The organism is Myroides marinus (genome assembly GCF_900109075.1).
Taxonomy (GTDB): domain Bacteria; phylum Bacteroidota; class Bacteroidia; order Flavobacteriales; family Flavobacteriaceae; genus Flavobacterium; species Flavobacterium marinum_A.
Window position 1 is genome coordinate 40,038 of record NZ_FNYS01000016.1, and the last position, 18,551, is coordinate 58,588.

General features: G+C 34.5%; 15 protein-coding genes and 1 tRNA gene. 6 read left to right on the forward strand and 10 right to left on the reverse strand.

The genetic code is table 11. The annotated features are described in order from the left end of the window. The 4 genes from BMX53_RS19130 to BMX53_RS14230 all read right to left on the reverse strand — a co-directional run. On the reverse strand, positions 1-1,708 hold a 1,708-nt coding region (locus BMX53_RS19130), incomplete at its 3' end, for an MBG domain-containing protein (protein WP_208597259.1). Positions 1,709-2,128: 420 nt separating this feature from the next. Continuing rightward, complete coding sequence (locus BMX53_RS14220; protein WP_074747103.1) at positions 2,129-2,842, reverse strand: hypothetical protein; 714 nt, start codon at positions 2,840-2,842, stop codon at positions 2,129-2,131. A gap of 75 nt (positions 2,843-2,917) precedes the next feature. Next, positions 2,918-4,348, reverse strand: coding sequence for an RtcB family protein (locus BMX53_RS14225; protein ID WP_074747105.1), 1,431 nt, complete (start codon positions 4,346-4,348; stop codon positions 2,918-2,920). A 64-nt stretch (positions 4,349-4,412) separates the two neighbouring features. Then, positions 4,413-5,672, reverse strand: coding sequence for an outer membrane protein assembly factor BamB family protein (locus BMX53_RS14230; RefSeq protein ID WP_074747141.1), 1,260 nt, complete (start codon positions 5,670-5,672; stop codon positions 4,413-4,415). Positions 5,673-5,861: 189 nt separating this feature from the next. Between BMX53_RS14230 and BMX53_RS14235 the strand changes: the two genes are divergently transcribed. After that, entirely contained in the window at positions 5,862-6,143 is a 282-nt protein-coding gene (locus tag BMX53_RS14235) for a hypothetical protein (protein ID WP_074747107.1), read from the forward strand. A gap of 43 nt (positions 6,144-6,186) precedes the next feature. Here the strand turns inward: BMX53_RS14235 and BMX53_RS14240 are convergent, their stop codons facing one another. Further along, positions 6,187-7,281: a slipin family protein gene (locus BMX53_RS14240; RefSeq protein ID WP_074747109.1), complete on the reverse strand. Its 1,095-nt coding sequence runs from the start codon at positions 7,279-7,281 to the stop codon at positions 6,187-6,189. Positions 7,282-7,990: 709 nt separating this feature from the next. On the opposite strand from BMX53_RS14240, the gene BMX53_RS14245 reads away from it, so the two are divergent. From BMX53_RS14245 to BMX53_RS14265, 5 genes are all read left to right on the forward strand, one after another. Continuing rightward, on the forward strand, positions 7,991-9,019 hold the full coding sequence (locus tag BMX53_RS14245) for a helix-turn-helix transcriptional regulator (protein WP_074747111.1): 1,029 nt from the start codon (positions 7,991-7,993) through the stop codon (positions 9,017-9,019). Positions 9,020-9,099: 80 nt separating this feature from the next. Then, positions 9,100-9,621: a hypothetical protein gene (locus BMX53_RS14250; protein ID WP_074747113.1), complete on the forward strand. Its 522-nt coding sequence runs from the start codon at positions 9,100-9,102 to the stop codon at positions 9,619-9,621. Positions 9,622-10,031: 410 nt separating this feature from the next. Further along, positions 10,032-10,394: a hypothetical protein gene (locus BMX53_RS14255; protein ID WP_074747115.1), complete on the forward strand. Its 363-nt coding sequence runs from the start codon at positions 10,032-10,034 to the stop codon at positions 10,392-10,394. A 125-nt stretch (positions 10,395-10,519) separates the two neighbouring features. Further along, on the forward strand, positions 10,520-11,470 hold the full coding sequence (locus tag BMX53_RS14260) for a hypothetical protein (protein ID WP_074747117.1): 951 nt from the start codon (positions 10,520-10,522) through the stop codon (positions 11,468-11,470). A gap of 56 nt (positions 11,471-11,526) precedes the next feature. Beyond that, positions 11,527-13,533, forward strand: coding sequence for a TonB-dependent receptor (locus BMX53_RS14265; protein WP_074747119.1), 2,007 nt, complete (start codon positions 11,527-11,529; stop codon positions 13,531-13,533). Between the two features lie 251 nt (positions 13,534-13,784). On the opposite strand, the gene BMX53_RS14275 is transcribed toward BMX53_RS14265, so the two are convergent. From BMX53_RS14275 to BMX53_RS14295, 5 genes are all read right to left on the reverse strand, one after another. Continuing rightward, a complete protein-coding gene (locus BMX53_RS14275; protein ID WP_074747123.1) occupies positions 13,785-14,486 on the reverse strand; it encodes a Dph6-related ATP pyrophosphatase in 702 nt (233 codons plus the stop codon). An 88-nt stretch (positions 14,487-14,574) separates the two neighbouring features. Further along, a complete protein-coding gene (locus tag BMX53_RS14280) occupies positions 14,575-15,885 on the reverse strand; it encodes a dihydrolipoamide acetyltransferase family protein (RefSeq protein ID WP_074747125.1) in 1,311 nt (436 codons plus the stop codon). A gap of 365 nt (positions 15,886-16,250) precedes the next feature. Continuing rightward, positions 16,251-18,050, reverse strand: a complete 1,800-nt coding sequence (typA, locus tag BMX53_RS14285; protein WP_038988010.1) for a translational GTPase TypA — start codon at positions 18,048-18,050, stop codon at positions 16,251-16,253. A 137-nt stretch (positions 18,051-18,187) separates the two neighbouring features. After that, on the reverse strand, positions 18,188-18,439 hold the full coding sequence (gene rpsT, locus BMX53_RS14290) for a 30S ribosomal protein S20 (RefSeq protein WP_006260350.1): 252 nt from the start codon (positions 18,437-18,439) through the stop codon (positions 18,188-18,190). A 40-nt stretch (positions 18,440-18,479) separates the two neighbouring features. Continuing rightward, positions 18,480-18,551 (reverse strand) — tRNA-Glu (locus BMX53_RS14295).

Below are 18,551 nucleotides of genomic sequence, written 5' to 3' on the forward strand. Positions count from 1 at the left end.
CTGGTACTCCCTCAACGATTACTCCTTGTGGGGTTCCATCATAAATAACTGTTTTGCCATCTAGTGTTCCTCCAGGAATCGCTGCTTTAGTAATCTCTAAGTCTTGTGTTATTGGCTCAAGATTATAGTTCTTATCTTCTAAAGTAACCGTTACTTTATACAATCCCGCTTCAGTTGGTGCTCCTTGAATTGGATTACCATCCTTATCTGTATAAGTATATTTTAAATTTACTCCTGCTGGTACAGTTCCCTCTACAACAAGAGACTTAGGCTGCCCATCATAAACTACAGGGCTACTTGGTAGTGTTAAACCTTCAATCTTTGCTTTTTTAATAGTAAGTGTAACAGGTGGCACCACACCTGTATAAGTATAATTATTTCCTGTAACTATAGTAGCTATCACTGTATACACACCTGCGTCAGTTGGCTCTCCTTGTATAAGAGTTCCATCTTTTGAATAACTATACGTTACTTTTACCTCTTCAGGCAATACTTCTTCTATAACAACAGTATGAGTATTTCCATTATAGAAAACTTCCTTACTCTTAAGAGTAATCGAAGAAATAGTCGCTTGTTTAACTTCTAAAGTTACTTTTACTTCAAAGTCCTCATAAACATCTCCACCATCCATTTGAATAGTGGCAGTATAAGTTCCTACATTTTTTCCTTTTACTTCCACAGGTGAACCTGCTTTAATCTTTACTCCTGCTGGTAATTGAGAAAGATCGACACCTAAAGTTTGTTCTGAGCCATTATACTTTACTTCACTTATTTGTGCTTTAGCTTCATAAACTTCTTTCTTAATAGTATAAGTTGATGTGTCAGTAACAGATTCGGCATCACTATAAGCATACGTTATTTCTATAGTATAGACACCTGCTTTAATCATTTCTGTTACAATGGTACCCTGACTATTTTTAACTGTTATTTTATCTATAGATACTCCTGGTACATTACTTAAATCTGCTTGAGGTATTTTATTGTAATTATCATTCCCATCATAATCAATCACAATATTACCAATTTTATGAATAACACTTACTGTACTTGTAGCTTCAAACGGCATATAATTCACAGATCCCCAATGTTGTCCAGCTACTTCATATTGTCCATAATCAGTAATTTTGGGAATATTATCTATTGCAGGTACTCCATTTATTGCATACTCTATTTCTCCATCATCTAAAATCTCTTGAGGAATATCTCCTATTACATTATAAACAAAACCATCTGCTCCTATACCAATCACTATTTTATTGGGTAAAGTCACTGGAAAAGGAAGTTGATTAATCGTAATACTTTTATCAGTCATTACTCCTAACAGAGTTTGACCTCCAGAAGTAGTAATACGATAAACATTAATAGCTTTTTTCTCATCACCAGCATTTGTTGGCCATGGAACAGGTTTACCTCCAACAGGTCTATATTCTATTTTAATATCATGTGGTAATACTTTACCTTCTTTAAGCTTAGGCTGTTTAGGTGTTCCATCATAATCATAAACACTCTCATTCTCAAACAACTCTTTTATTTCAGCAAATGTTATTGTACTAGGCTCCTCTGCATAAAAAGTGTTTTCATTAGAATTAGGTTCAGCATTACTGCCTATGGTGGTCTCTAAATCTATGTTCTCTTTAACAGTATAAGCAACAGCAGTCGTTAATGCTAAAAAAGGAAGCAGGGACGTACTTATTAGTTTTATTTTCATAAAATATGATAATTTTCAACGAAAATAATCAAAAATTGATATAATTTAATTAATTAAAACCAATACAATAACTTATATCAAAAATATAATTCAAAAAACAAACACACTTTAAATAAATAAGAAAACTATTACACATTATCTAACAATAAAAAAACTAACTATTATGCCATTTATATCAATTACACAAAAATAACAGCATGTCATTTTATTTCACAAAACACTGCTACACAGCAGCATCACTATACTCACACGAATACATTCTTTTTTAAAAACATAAGCAAAGAACCTTTTAAGATTTTAGTACTAATTACTACTTTTTTAGGGGCTAAAAACAATAAAGTTGCACAATCACTTGTACAGCTTTATTCTTATCAATCCCAATTATCATTCTCAATTACAAAATCTTATAAATAAATATCCCTACCTTATATATAATTTCATTATCTCTTGTAAGAAATCATAAACTTCTACTGCTTTCTCAGCATGCCTCTTTTGATATTTGAGTTGAATACTATGTCCATACACTAAATCAAAACGTATCCAACCACCAATCTCTTTTATTAAATACAATGGTTGCTCCTCAGTATGATAGGCTTTATCAAAAGTGTACCCCTTTAAAAAAGCTTGATGCATTTGTTCTACAACTTCCATTCTCCTTTCTTTAAACTGAATGAAATCATCGAATGACAATCTCTCCCAGTCATCATATGAATCAAAGTAGTAATCTCCTTTCAAACCATACATCTTATCATAATGTACTATAACCTCAGCTAAACTATTCAACTTAATAGGTCGCTCACTATGTCTTGGTAAAATCATATAAGGCGCCTCAGCATCAATCAAACAAATAACATCTCCATCTATAGTAGAACCAATAGAAATACTATTTAATGCTTTCTGTTCATCATCTTTTTCCCATTGCCATATATCCATGTATTCACTAAACGTGCTCTTTACATAATCTTTATCTGGAGCATTAAACATCAACAGATTATTAATTTCTCCTAAACCATACGTCTTTAAGAACAACAGATAATCAATAGGAATACTATATTCTTTCAACTCCTTCACTGCTTCTATTTCTTGTGCAGTATATTGTTTTACATCTCCAGTTGTATATAATGATATTGTCATAACCTTCTGTAGTTTATTAGTTTCATAAGTAATCAAAACTCAAAAGCTGTACAATTACTTGCACAGCTTTTCTTATTAATCTTCTCTACTTCCATCATCAGCCATTCGGACAATCTTAGGAGTAAACATCGCTACTACATCTACTAAGTCACCTTGAGCAGCCATCACCTGATGAATATCTTTATAAGCCATAGGAGCTTCATCTTTTCCTGCTCCTATTAACTCAACACCATTATCTGATAACACCGCTTTTATATCAGCTGCTTTCAGATTCTTGATAGCTTGTGTTCTACTCATTTGTCGTCCTGCTCCATGTGAAGCAGAATTTAAAGCCTCTTCTTCTCCTTTACCTCTCACTAAGAATCCTGGTGCAGTCATCGAGCCTGGTATAATCCCCATCACACCTTTACTCGCAGGAGTAGCTCCTTTACGGTGTACAATAACTTCTTTACCTTGGTACATCTCTTTCCAAGCGAAGTTATGGTGATTCTCTATCTTAGCTAACACCTCAGCACCAATAGCTTTAGTCAACTTATCGTGAATCACTTCATGACAAGCAGAAGCGTAATCACCAGCCAAGTTCATCATTGCCCAGTACTCTTGTCCTGCTTCTGAATTCAGATCAAGGTAAGCTAAGTTCTTCGCCTCATAGGGTAACTTACAAATATCCTTAGCTATCTGAGTATATCTACCTGCAATAGTCGCTCCCATACCTCGAGAACCAGAGTGTGTTAATAGCGCTAAATAAGTTCCTTTATCAATATTCAAGACCTCATCTCGCTCCATAAACTCCATTAATCCCCACTCTACAAAGTGATTTCCTCCTCCTGATGATCCCAACTGTTCCCAAGCTTTATCTTGTAGGATCTTAATAAAAGGATTTAGATTGAACTCTCCTCTATCTAAGATATCGTGTTGTGTTTTATACTGTCCTTGAAATCCTTGACCTGCTCCAAACTTGGTATGTTTCACCAATTGTTCTTTTAACAAACCTTCCATTCCATAGAACTCCACTCCTTTAATATCAAAAATAGACAGCGCCATTCTACACCCGATATCAACACCTACACCATAAGGAATAACAGCATTTTCAGTAGCTAATACTCCGCCAATAGGCAATCCATATCCTTGATGCGCATCAGGCATTAAAGCACCTGCTACTGCCACTGGCAACTTCACAGCTACTTGCATCTGCTTAATAGCTCCTTCTTCTATATGGTCTGCTCCATAAATACTGTAAGCAACAGCTTCTTCTTTTAGAGGAATAATATCTTCTTCTACTCTTAGACCTACTCCTTCTACAATTGCAGTTGCCAACTTACCAAATACTTTATGGTTCACATAATCTTCCGCATTATCTAATACCATTTTATAGTGAGCTAACATCTCTACCTTAGTCAGACCAGTTCTTTTCTTATTCGCTTTTAAAGCAATCCCTAATAACTCAGTCTGCGGGTATCCTAAAGCCAATAAATCATTTCCATTAATTGGTGTATTATCTTTCATTGTTTTCAGTTTTCTGCTAACAGTTTACAAGGTGAACCGTTAGCTGTCCACTGTAAACTGATAACTAATTTTTAAAATATTTTAAATAAGCGGTATTGTGATACTCTTCTTTCACTTCATAAGCAATAAGTATCTTCGCTTGTTTTGATGTTTTGTCTAATGTTGCAACTCCTTGTGTTGTTAAGAAAACCAATTGACCATCTTTTGTTTCTTCAATATTTGTCAATGGTTTAAATCCTTCATTGATTGCGTAAGTTTCTAACTCTTTTCCTTTTAAGTCTAACACAAAGATTTGCTTAGTTGTATATCCGATAAGGCGTTCTCCTGATTTGTGCCAATTGACAATCTCCTCTCCCAAGCCATACTTCCATTGCTCAGAACCATCTTTAGTGTTTACCCCTATCAATGCTTGTTCATCACTATCGCCTTTGCGTACTTGTATAACGAAAGTATTGTTGTACAATGCTGTATTTCTATCTGAGTTAGTAGCTAACTTAGGATACTCCTTAGACTGATATCTCCATTTATAAATAGATAAATTGTCTTTAAAGTTGTTCTTAGGATCCATAATATCATCATTATCTCCCTTTACATTAGCATCCTCATTAAAAGGTATCGCATAGAACATTCCACTTTCTTCTCCAAAGTACAACGTTTCTCCATCACTCTGCATCTGTGCATACAATGGGCTATCGAATGTAATACCATCATACATACCATAGCTTGTACCTGTTCCAAGTAGAGAATACTTATTTAAGTAAATACCAGAATTCACAAATACCATCTCTTGACAAAGCACTGGTTGTGATAGATTATACTTTGTTTCTATCCCTTCTATCTTAAACTCTGTACCATCACCTTTATTGATTACATAGAAGTAAGGATCATTCCCTCCGCCTATACTCACCATATATAATTTGTCCTTGTACTGTAATGGTTGTCCCATAAAGTAAGGCTCCCCTCTTTCTTCTGTATAAGACCCATCGTCTCCTACTGCCATATCCATCATCCCACTTTGTCCAGCAGTATAGCTCCACTTCTCTTTTCCTGTAAGAAGATCTAAAGCTACTAACTTACCACTTTCAAAAGGCATGTATAGTGTAGTCTCGTCAAACGTAAACTTGTTTCTGTTTCCAGCTTCATCTACTGCAGAGGTATATTCCCACGCTACCTTTTTATTGTCTAAGTCAAAGTTGATAACTTTGCCATTACTACTAAAAATAAGCGTTTGTTGCGCAACCTTTACTGTAGGTTCTGCAGTCTGTTTGTTCTGACAACCAAAGAATGCAAATAAGCTTGCTAAGGATAATAAGAGTTTTTTCATATCTATTTTGTTTGAAGTAGTTCGCATTTATTGAACTGCTGCAAATATATTATTTTCCACAATTCACTAAGTAGTGAAATAGCTATATTAGTTGACAGTTTTCTGTTAACAACAGACAATCCATAAACTGTGAGCTAATTACATAATTCAATAAAAACACCTACTTTTACTTATCACAATATTTAGACTATGAAAGAACCTCGTTTATACGTAGACTTTAACGAATTGATAGATCACAGCCTCGTTCTTCTCTCTCAATCTGATTATAAAGCAGACTCTGTGGGAAACTCTATTTATTTATATGAAGGAAAAATAGTATCTATCTATATGGATGATACTGATGAAGAAGGTAACCCTGACAATCTACTTGCAGAAGGCATCGTCATCCCTAATCCTTTTCCTAATCACATAGCGAAATGGTGTTGTCAAATTAATGAAAAAGGTATTTACCATGAGTCAGAGGAAAGGTAATTAACAGCTCACAATCCTTAAACTGTGAACCGTTAACCGTTAACTATCTCAAGAACACCTCTTTCAATTGTTTCAAGACATTACCTCCACCAGACAAGCTGATTTCCCCTACTTTATCAGCAATCTTTTCGATGTATTCCATCTCTTTTAATCGCATCAACATCTCGTTCTCTTCCATCAACTTCGCAGTGTTTAACAAGCTACGTGTTGCAGCAGTTTCCTCTCTACGAGTAATCATATTGGCTTGTGCTTTTTTCTCAGCGATTAACACCTGATTCATAATCTCCCTGATGTCTCCTGGTAAGATGATATCTTTGATACCACACATTCTCACCTCAATTCCTAATGTAGCAATCTCTTCTCTTACCCCAGCTAATATCTCAACAGACAAGTTCTCCTTATTCTCCATCAACTCGTCAAAAGACATTCTACCTACTTTCTCTCTCAACATCAACTGAACTACATTGTACATCTGCTTCTCCACGTCTTTGTTATCCACATAAGCTTTTAACAAGTCTTGTACTTGGTACACCAAGTTAAAGTTGATACGCAACTGTACTTTGTCTTTTGTCAAGATCTCTTGCCCATTCATATCCATCACTTGCTGACGCACATCTACTAAGATGATTTGTACCTTGATATCATTTTTCCAATATCTATACTCACCTGCATTTAAGATCTCTTGAAACTGTCCATCTACAAATAACAATCCTTTCTCATTAGCCCCCACTGTGTACATACGCACATAGCTTGGCATATTAGACTTACCAGTGATATTTCTTGCTATTGACTTATCTACTTCTAACCCTTCAGTATTATATCTCTCGAATGAATACTCTTTAGCAGATTTCCAGTAGATATGTCTTCCTGCTCCTAATACGTTGTTAAACACTTTATTTCTGTACACCAATACAACTTCATTATCCATCACATCGATTACTTCCAACATCGCATTCAACTCAGTATTTTGTAACAAGGCATCTATATCTCTACGCATACCGAATGCCTCAGCCATATTGTACTCCATCACTTCCTTCTCACCCCATAACCAATACTGACCTGCAGTATATACTTTTTGTAATTCTCCTTGTTTAGACACTAAGGCAACGTGGTTTGTTTTTACTTGTAACTTTTTCATAGTTGTATATTTTTAATGTTTTACGTCTTTATCATAAAGAACAGTCTAAATAGGTTTCCCTTACCTCAGGCGGAAAAAGAAGTACACTGAGAAATAGAATAGTTTGTGTATAGTCCAGAACAACTCACTAAGCAAGTCATCCACTCTATATCATCCCTTATTCCTCTTTCAGAGTATAGCTTGTTTTTACAGGCTTTGATAAGTTGTCTTTTGTTCTTTTAGTTTAACACTGTAAAGAAGAAAAGACAGAAACACTATTTGACTGAACCTTTTTATAGGAGAGGATTTTTAATGAAGTTCCTCTGCTTCTTCCAAAATTGCTTAAAAGGCAATTGTTCTATTCTACCAACTGAACTATATTATCCTCAGATAATAGTAGGACTCGAACCTACGACACGAACATTTATTACTAATCCCATATTAGTTGTTCATCAAGGGTTACAAACAGGATAAGGTTAACTACTGTCCCTCACTTCTGCGCTATACCGAAACGCTTCCAAGGTTTGTATCTTTCGAACAGTACAAAGATGCACACCTAACTACGCAACCAAAATGCGCAGTTATAAATATTTACAAATAATTTTAATAAACCCTATATATCAATACTTTACAATTAAAAATAATTTACAAAAAACAATAGTACGCAAATACATTACGCACTTAAAGATAAGAATACGTATATTTGACTAAGGAAAAACACTTAAAACCTATGGCTACGAATAAATTAGCACTATTGCGCTACCGAATTATTGATGAATGTCTTCAGAACAGATTCAGAAAGTGGACATTAAATGACCTTATCGAAAAGGTAGCTGATGGACTATATGAATATGAAGGTATAGACTCTGGAATTAGCAAGCGTACTATACAGCTTGACATTCAATCTATGCGTAGTGATAGTTTAGGGTACAATGCTCCGATTATCGTAGTAGATAGAAAATATTACACTTACGAAGATGCTAACTACAGCATCAAGAACTCTCCTATCAATGATGCAGATATGGAGAAACTAAAAGAGGTAGTCGCTATCCTAAAGCACCTCAACGGATTTAGTCAGGTAGATGAGATGAGTGAGGTAATCGCTAAGCTGGACAATAGTTTGCTTACCCGTAGTACGAAAGCTCCTAACTATATACAGATGGAGGGCAACAGTCTACTTAAGGGGATCAAGTTTATCAGCCCTCTATATGAGGCTATCAAAAACAAACAGACTTTATTAATAGAGTATAAATCGTTCAAATCTAAAGAGGCTTCTAAAAACTTCTACTACCCTTACCTACTAAAGGAATATCGTAACAGGTGGTTCGTAGTAGTGCGCAGTAGTAAAAACAAGCATTTACTTACCTTAGCCTTAGACCGTATCCTCAATGTATACGCCATAGCTAACGAACCGTATAAAGAATATGAAGGTGTTGACTTTGATAGGTATTATGAAGATACGCTTGGGGTAACCAAAACAGAAAGCGATAGAGCTCAAAAAGTAATCCTATGGGTCAATGCGTACAATATACCGTATGTCAAAACAAAACCTATCCATCCATCCCAACAGGTAATAGAAGAAAACCACGATGGTATGAAGATAAGAATTGATGTAGTGCTTAACTTCGAATTGGAAAGAGAGATATTAGGATTCGGAGAATCAATGAAAGTATTAGCTCCGCGCAATCTTCAAAAAAGAATAATGAAACGCGTACAACAGATGTATAATCACTATAATATCACAGATCAGGAGGAATAAAACCTAAACTATTCTGTGATGTACTTTCTAAAAACGACTACCTTTACCATTCTTAATACAATACACAAACCCCATATTACATGGATCAACAACAAATAGAAGATATCTTTAATAGAACCTTTGCTGGATTATCCCTATTCTATAGAGACTGTGAACTAAGTCAAAACTTAATAGACAAATATCAAGTAGGTCAAATCATACAAGAACGAGGTTTTACAGATGCCACATATAAAGGTGGAGGATTAGCTACTAACCTACGTTACTTAATAGCTTCTGCACACGCTAAGGATGTAGCTGCTCTAGTACCACAGATGGAAGAGTATGGATTAGTAATGCTAAGTAGTCAATCTTTCTTTAAAGTACTAGACATACTAAAAGTAGAAAACAAAACTCAAATCCTTCTATTAGAAATCCCTGAAGACACAGTAGAGTTCTTTGAGAACAACTCTTCTAATATTGAAGAACAAATAATAGAGAAGGCAAAAGAGAACTTTAATACTAAAGTGAATTCAGAACCTATTCCTTGTTTACTAAATCAGGAATGGAAAGATAGAACTGCTCTACCGCTAGGTATGAGTGACTCAGGAGAATTCTTTATATAACACTATATAACACAGAAGGCTAGGTAATTGATATTATCTAGCCCTCTGTGTTTCTGTACAGTTCTATTTCAATCTATATTTATGCCTTATTGGGTATTGAATATCTCGCTAATATGTGAGTTATCAGTCCGCTATCAGTCCGTAAAAACAGGTAAAAGAACGGACTCACTACGGACTCATAACGGACTCATAACGGACTTACAGCGGAGTCACTCCATCTCCAGAAAGAAATTGTTTAATAAAAAAGTGAATGTGAAGAGTTATAGAAATAAATATACCTATGGTCTAATGTTCATTATTAGCTTATTACATAAATACAGGATTGATTATTTAAATCAAAGAGTTGATTATTTACACAAAAGTGATTTAAATCATAGAAATAATACTCTCCCCTTCTGTATCTTTGTGCTATGAAAAACTGTATACTAATCATAGTGCTATTATTCTTCGCTAAGCCAATATTCCCAGTATTGGACTTTGTGATTAACTATGATGCTATACAAGAGCTTTGTGTCAATAAGAACAGACCTGAGTTGGAGTGTAATGGTTCTTGTCACCTTAAGAACGAATTAGCTAAAACAGCCCAGGATGAGAACCCTTTCTCTGCTAAAAAGACTTTTCAAACACAATTAGAAGTATTGTTCTTTAACCAATATGATTGGTCACTAGCTCAAGTTATTCAACAAAATTATTCTATAGAAGTAGCTGATAGCTATAGCTCTGACTATTACTATCTACCTACATTAGACTTGGTGAAACCACCCCTCGTATAATCTTATTTTATTTATCGGAATAGCTATACTGTATAAACAATACGGTAAAGCTTTATACATCTATAGTATTCATATACTCAATAGATGTGCTCTCACCTATTTTAAATATTTATAAGATTACACAAATGAAAAAATTAATATACTTCGCATTAACAATCATCTCTTTAGGATTAACTACATCATGTACATCAGATGATAATGCTATGGATAAAGGGACAACTACTAATCCAGATACTTCAGAATTAAAAACAAAAGTATTAGAACAGAAAGTTGACAACTACAATATTGTTATCTATAGCAATGTAAAAGAATTCTATGCGCCATCTACTACGCCAATTCTTGTAGAGTTTACAGATGTTGACAATCCAAATAACAAAGATTTTTCAGATGCAGCAATGAGTATCTTAATGCACATGACTATGAATAATGGTCATAAGATGAGTCATTCTGCTCCTATGTTACAATTAACACCAGTAAAAGGATCTACTAATAAGTTTCAAGGAGAAATCATGTTCTCAATGGCGGGTATGGATTTAGAGAAAAACTACTGGGAAATAACATTAAATGCTAAAAACAAAGAAGTTAAAATAGCTACTAAAGTGAAGACTACGGTTAAGAATGGTATATTCTATGACAGAAATAATATCGACTCTATTCAAGGTAGTGATAGAAAAACATTAGAAACTTTCAATGTTGATGGGGTAAAACATTTTGCAGCTTTTCACCTATCAAATAAATATAAAGTTGGAAATAACGATATAGCTGTATCTCTATACAAAAAAGGAGATAATATGGGAATGACATTCCCTGAAGTAGATAATTTAATCGTTACTATAGACCCAAGAATGCCTGATATGGTTAATCACGGTGTATTAGAAGGAATTATCACTTTGAAATACAATACGAACACAAAACAGTACGAAGGAAAATTGCCATTAAGTATGACTGGATATTGGTTTTTAAACTTAGTAATTAAAAATGCTGCTGGAGAAATAATAGCAGGACAACCTGTAGGAAAAGATAGCGATGGAAAAGAAACAGTAAACGGAGATAAATTCCTTGATCTTATCTTCTAATAGTATTACTTCCTAATAAAGCATTAACTATAACTTTCACTTAGTTTCTTATTACCATGATTTTAAAAAACCAGTATATTACTAGTATATTGTTAACTCTTCCTACACTTGTATTGGCACAGAATAATCAAGATACTTTAACCAATAAAGCTTTAGAAGAGGTAGTAGTAACACACTTCTCTAAAAGTAAAAACCTAGTAGATAAAAAGCCTTTAGCTTCTGTAGATGACTACTTATCTAAACAAGAAAACATCACACTTGTACGTAGAGGAGCTTATGCATGGGAGCCAATGATAAACAATATGGCTATCGAGCGTACACGACAAACAATTGATGGTATGCAAATCTTTCATGCCTGTACAGACAAGATGGATCCTATTACTTCTTATGTTGAAGTAAACAATTTGGACGGGATGGACATTACTTCTGGTTCGCAAGGTTCTATGTTTGGAGCTACTCTTGGTGGTAGTATAGACTTGCGTACACGTAAACTTACATTCACAGAACAGAAAGAACTAAAAGGTCAAGTTCAAACAGGTTTTGAAAGTATCAACAAGCAAAAAATAGTAGGAGGTAATTTTGACTTCACTTCTAAAAAGTTTTATGCCAGTGGTTCTATCATGTTTAGAGATGCTGATAACTATAAGGCTGGTGGTAACAAAGAAATACAGTATTCTCAATTCAGAAAACTTAATGCTTCTGGTATTATAGGATACGCTATCAATACCTCTAATAGTATTGAGGCTGCAGTAATTTATGACAAGGCAACAGATATTGGCTACCCAGCTTTACCAATGGATGTATCATTAGCCGAAGCCATTATTACCTCTGTAAAACATACTTATGCCCCTACTGAGTCTTGGATAGATAAATGGGAGACTAAATTATACTACAATACAATCACCCATAGAATGGACGATACCAACCGTCCTATTGTACCTATTCGTATGGATATGCCAGGGTGGTCTGATACTTATGGTGCTTATTCTACGCTATCGACTACGATTAAGGAAAAACACCATGTTAGTATCAATGCCAATACTTATTACAATAAGTCTTTAGCTGAGATGACTATGCTATCCAGCACACCAGGCTCTTCAAATATGTTTGCTTACACTTGGCCTAATGTCAAAACAAACTATGGAGGATTAACTATTAAAGATCATTGGCAAATAGATGATAAAAACAGCTTAATGCTATCTGGTACTTTAGGAATTAACTTCAATCACGTTAGTCAAAAAGGAGTTGATCAATTAGGAATATTTTTAAATGACAATACCTTTAAACAAAACAAAACGCGTACAGTAGGTAACTTTGCGATTAATTATGAACGCGCAGAAAATGTTTGGTTCTATGGTATAGGTGTAGGTTATGGTAATCGCGCTCCTTCTGTTTCTGAAGGGTATGGATATTATCTATTTAACAGTGGGGATAGATATGATTACATAGGTAACCCAAATCTTAAGAACGAATCTTCTTATGAGGGGAACTTCTTTCTTAAATATGCTACACCAGCGTTCTCTACTAAATTATCAGGTTCTATATTCTACTTAGACAATTATATCATTGGAGTAATAGATCCTATTTATAACGCGATGACTTATGGAGGACTTGGAGTAAAGAAATATACTAATATAGATTATGCTATCCAAGGTACACTAGACTGGAACTTCACGTATAACATTGACTCTAATTGGAAATTATCGGGAGGATTGACCTACAGTTATGGTGAGGACAGCAATAAAAACACTTTACCTTTTATAGCTCCACTTGCTTATAGAACTTCGGTTGATTATAAATACAATGCTTTTAGAACGCAATTAAGTTTAAAAGGTAATGCTGTAAAAAATAATGCAGCAGAAGCTTATGGAGAAGTTAGAACACCTTCTTATGCAATAGTAGACTGGAACGCAAACTACGAATTCCATATTAAAAAACAATCTTTGAATGTAGGTATCGGAGTTGAGAATATTCTTGACACATACTACTCTACCTATGCGGATTGGAATAAGATACCTAATCCTGGTAGAAACTTCTTTGTCAATTTATCTTATAAATTATAATTCATATCAAGTCAGTAACAGTGTTACTGACTTTTTTATTACCTTAGAGATATTAAAATCAATGATATATGAAAAATAACTTTGTACTTTATCTTCTCGTATTAACGCCTTTGATCATTAGTTTCTTTGTATTCATAAAAAACTTAGACAATGAACAGACATGGAAAATTGTTGCCTCAACAAGTGGTTTCTTAGTTTTTTTATTTTTATCAATAATCTTTTTAATCCAACAGAAGAAAAAAGCTAAGTAATTACAGAATATCTAAGAACCAAAAACCGTAGTGTAATATCTCCTTTTGGTTACACTGTTTAGGTGCATCATAGGTTTTATAAACTATCTCTCCTAACTCAAAGGGAACTGGTTGTTTAAACATTGGTCCATCATACACAAAGGTGTGGAACTCTCCATTCTCTCCACAAGGATCAACCCCTTCTGGCAAATCTTCTATAAACTGTTTATCAATAGTTCTACCTACAAAGCTTTTGTCTAAATACTGCTCATTCACACAGACTACAATTGTCTTTAGACCGCTATCTAACATCTCATGGATAAGCTCTGTTGTATTCCTATTCCACAATGGAAATACTCCACGTATATTTAATCTAGCTAACTGTGCCTCTCTAAATGTTTTTAAGTCTTCTAAGAGGATATCTCCATACACACTATCTCTTATTCCTAAATCATTGTATTTAGTAAGCTGAGCCGTTATAATAGCTTCGTATTCCTGTAAGTTTAACTTCTCATTGAGATAAACAATATCTAATGGCAATCCCAAACACTCTGCTTGACGTTCTAATACTTCACTTCTTATGCCATGCATAGATACACGTCCGAAGTGTTCGTTTACAGTTGTCATTAAGCGAGTCACCTCAATATCATCATCTTTTTGCAGTTGATACAATGCATAAGCGGCATCCTTACCACTACTCCAATTTAAAAAAGCTTGTCTCATTTTTCTTCTTATCTATTGTTCAAACAAGATATAAAAAAAACGGTCTCACTACTGTGAAACCGTCTTTATTAATTTATGTCATCGAAAATTATACTTCTCTATTTGGATCAAATGCTTCTAAGATTTGAGCAACTCTTTGTACGAACTGTCCTCCTAAAGCTCCATCTACTACTCTGTGGTCGTAGCTGTGAGATAAGAACATTTTCTGACGGATACCGATAAAGTCTCCTTCTGGGGTTTCGATAACTGCAGGTACTTTACGGATAGCTCCTAATGCTAAGATACCTACTTCAGGTTGGTTGATAATTGGCGTACCGAATACACTTCCAAAAGTACCAACGTTAGTTACTGTATAAGTACTACCTTGAGTATCGTCTGGTTTTAATTTACCAGCTTTAGCACGGTTACCTAAGTCATTTACCGCTTTAGCCATTCCAACTAAGTTCAATTGATCAGCATTCTTGATAACTGGTACAATTAAGTTTCCGTTTGGCAATGCAGCAGCCATACCTAAGTTAATATTTTTCTTCTTAATGATATAATCACCTTCTACAGAGATATTCATTCCTGGGAAGTCTTTTAACGCTTTCGCTACAGCTTCCATAAAGATAGGTGTGAATGTTAACTTCTCTCCTTCTCTCTTCTCGAATGAGTTCTTAACTTTATTTCTCCAGTTAACGATATTAGTAACGTCCACTTCGATAAATGATTGTACGTGAGCAGAAGTCTGAACAGACTTAACCATATATCCAGAGATAAGCTTACGCATACGATCCATCTCTACAATCTCGTCAGCACCGTTTACAGATACTGGAGCAGCTTTAGTAGCCGTTGCAGTTGATGCAGGAGCAGCAGCTTTAGGTGCTTCTACTTTTGCAGCAACTTGTTGAGGTTGATTACCTCTATTTTTAACGTATTCTAAGATATCATTCTTAGTTACTCTTCCATCTTTACCTGTTCCAGCGATAGCCTCTAATTCTGCTACAGAAATACCTTCTTCTTTAGCAATATTCTTTACTAAAGGAGAAAAGAATTTATCTGAATCAGAAAAATCAACAGAAGCAGATACAGTTTCTTGTGCTACTGCTACAGTTTCTGCTACAACTTTTGCTTCTGCAGGTGCACTAGCTTTTGTTGGAGCTGGAGCAGCTGCACCACCTTCAGTTTCTATAATAGCGATAGTTTGTCCAACTTGAACAACATCGTCTACTTGAAATAATATCTCAACCAAAGTTCCTTCAACTTCTGATGGAACCTCGCTATCCACTTTATCAGTAGCAATTTCTAATACTGTTTCATCAGCGTCAATATGATCCCCTACATTCTTCAACCAGTTTGTAATTGTTGCCTCTGCAACACTCTCTCCCATTTTGGGTAATTTCAATTCGAACTTTGCCATATATATAACCTAAGGTTGTGTTTTCTTATTTAAATTACAAATTTAATAATATTTCAGACTTTTAATAGCTAATTATAAAATTATCATTCTCTCAAAAACTATACTTCTCTTTCCCCATTTCTCTCATTACATCTATTTAAATACTGTTTTTTTACATATTTTCTTTTGAATTTTATTTCAAACTACGCAATTTACTTTTTAACATGTAAATGCCGAAATGAGTCAAAAAAAGACTTCTATAAGTGATAGATGGTGAAATATACAAAAAACTTAGGCAACTAACTAAAAACTTTTACCCTAGGGTAAAACAAAAAAAGCTGACCATCACTGGTCAGCTTTTCTAAATATATAAAATAACAATATTATTATTTGATAGTATTACGTTTACGATCTGTCTCTTTTAAGAAGATTTTTCTGATACGTAACGATTTAGGAGTTACCTCAACGTACTCATCTTTTTGGATGTACTCTAAAGCTTCTTCTAATGAGAACTTGATAGCAGGAATAATTCTAGCTTTATCATCAGCTCCAGAAGAACGAACGTTAGAAAGTTTTTTCGTTTTAGTAACGTTAACAGTCATATCATCACTACGAGTATTCTCACCGATTACTTGTCCTTCATAGATATCATCGTTAGGATCAACGAAGAATCTACCACGGTCTTGTAATTTATCGATAGAGTAAGGAATAGCTTTACCATTCTCCATAGAAATTAATGAACCATTGTTACGTCCAGCGATTTCTCCTTTGTATGGTTGGTACTCTAAGAAACGGTGTGACATAATAGCCTCACCAGCAGTAGCCGTAAGTAATTGATTTCTTAAACCGATAATACCTCTAGAAGGGATTAAGAATTTAATAATCATACGCTCACCTTTAGGCTCCATACTTAACATTTCTCCTTTTCTTAAAGAAACATACTCTACAGCACGTCCAGATAAGTTCTCAGGGATGTCGATAGTTAATTCCTCTACTGGCTCACATTTAACACCATCAACTTCTTTGATGATTACCTGTGGCTGTCCGATTTGTAACTCATATCCTTCACGACGCATTGTCTCGATCAATACAGATAAGTGCAATACACCACGTCCGAATACCATAAATTTATCAGCACTATCAGTTTCGTTTACACGTAGAGCTAAGTTTTTCTCTAACTCTTTAGTTAAACGATCTTTAATGTGTCTAGATGTAACATATTTACCTTCTTTACCAAAGAATGGAGAGTCATTAATAGTAAATAACATACTCATTGTTGGCTCATCGATAGTAATAGTTGGTAATGCTTCTGGGTTTTCGAAGTCAGCGATAACGTCACCGATTTCAAATCCTTCAATACCTACTACAGCACAGATATCACCTGCGTGTACTTCAGTTACTTTTTTACGACCTAATCCTTCAAAAGTATGTACTTCTTTAATTTTAGATTTAACAGTTTTACCGTCTCTCTTAATTAAAGAAATATTCATTCCTTCTTTTAAAATACCTCTATGTAAACGACCAATAGCAATACGTCCTGTAAATGTAGAGTAATCTAAAGATGTAATTAACATCTGAGGAGTACCTTCTTTCATCTCAGCAGCTGGAATGTGCTCTAAAACCATATCTAATAATGGTTCGAAAGAGTCTGTTGGTTGTTTCCAATCATTAGACATCCAGTTGTTCTTAGCAGAACCATATACAGCTGGGAAATCCATCTGCCATTCTTCTGCTCCAAGTTCAAACATTAAGTCAAACACTTTTTCGTGTACTTCTTCTGGAGTACAGTTCTCTTTGTCAACTTTGTTAACTACCACACATGGTTTTAAACCTAAACTAATCGCCTTTTGAAGTACGAAACGAGTTTGAGGCATTGGTCCCTCAAAAGCATCTACGATCAAAAGAACACCATCAGCCATATTTAAAACACGTTCTACCTCTCCTCCAAAATCCGCGTGGCCTGGAGTATCGATAATATTAATTTTTGTTCCTTTATAGCTTACCGAAACGTTCTTAGAAGTAATAGTAATACCTCTTTCTCTCTCGATATCTTCGTTGTCTAAAATCAACTCTCCTGATGTTTCATTCTCACGAAATAATTGACAGTGGTGTAAAATTTTATCAACCATAGTAGTTTTACCGTGGTCAACGTGTGCTATAATAGCAATATTCCTAATTGGTGTCATATAGGGATTTTAAAATTAAAATTTCTTTCTCGTTGCAAATATATTCATTTAAAAATGAATAGTATCAACAAAAAAAGCTCTCAGTATTGAGAGCTTGATATTTTTTACTTACAAACCAAATCGTTGTCTCTATACTACTATAAAGCAGCAACGTGTTTTGTTAATTTTGATTTCAAGTTAGAAGCTTTGTTATCGTGAATGATATTTTTCTTAGCTAATTTATCGATCATAGAAACTACAACAGGTAATTTAGCAGCAGCATCTTTTTGATCTTCGATCAAACGTAAAGCTTTGATAGCATTACGAGTTGTTTTATGCTGATATCTGTTTAACACTCTTTTCTTTTCGTTACTTCTAATTCTTTTTAAAGCTGACTTATGATTTGCCATTTCTTAAATATTTTATTAAGTCTATACTATTTTTCTTTTGTAGTCCGTAGGGGAATCGAACCCCTGTTACCAGGATGAAAACCTGGCGTCCTAACCCCTAGACGAACGGACC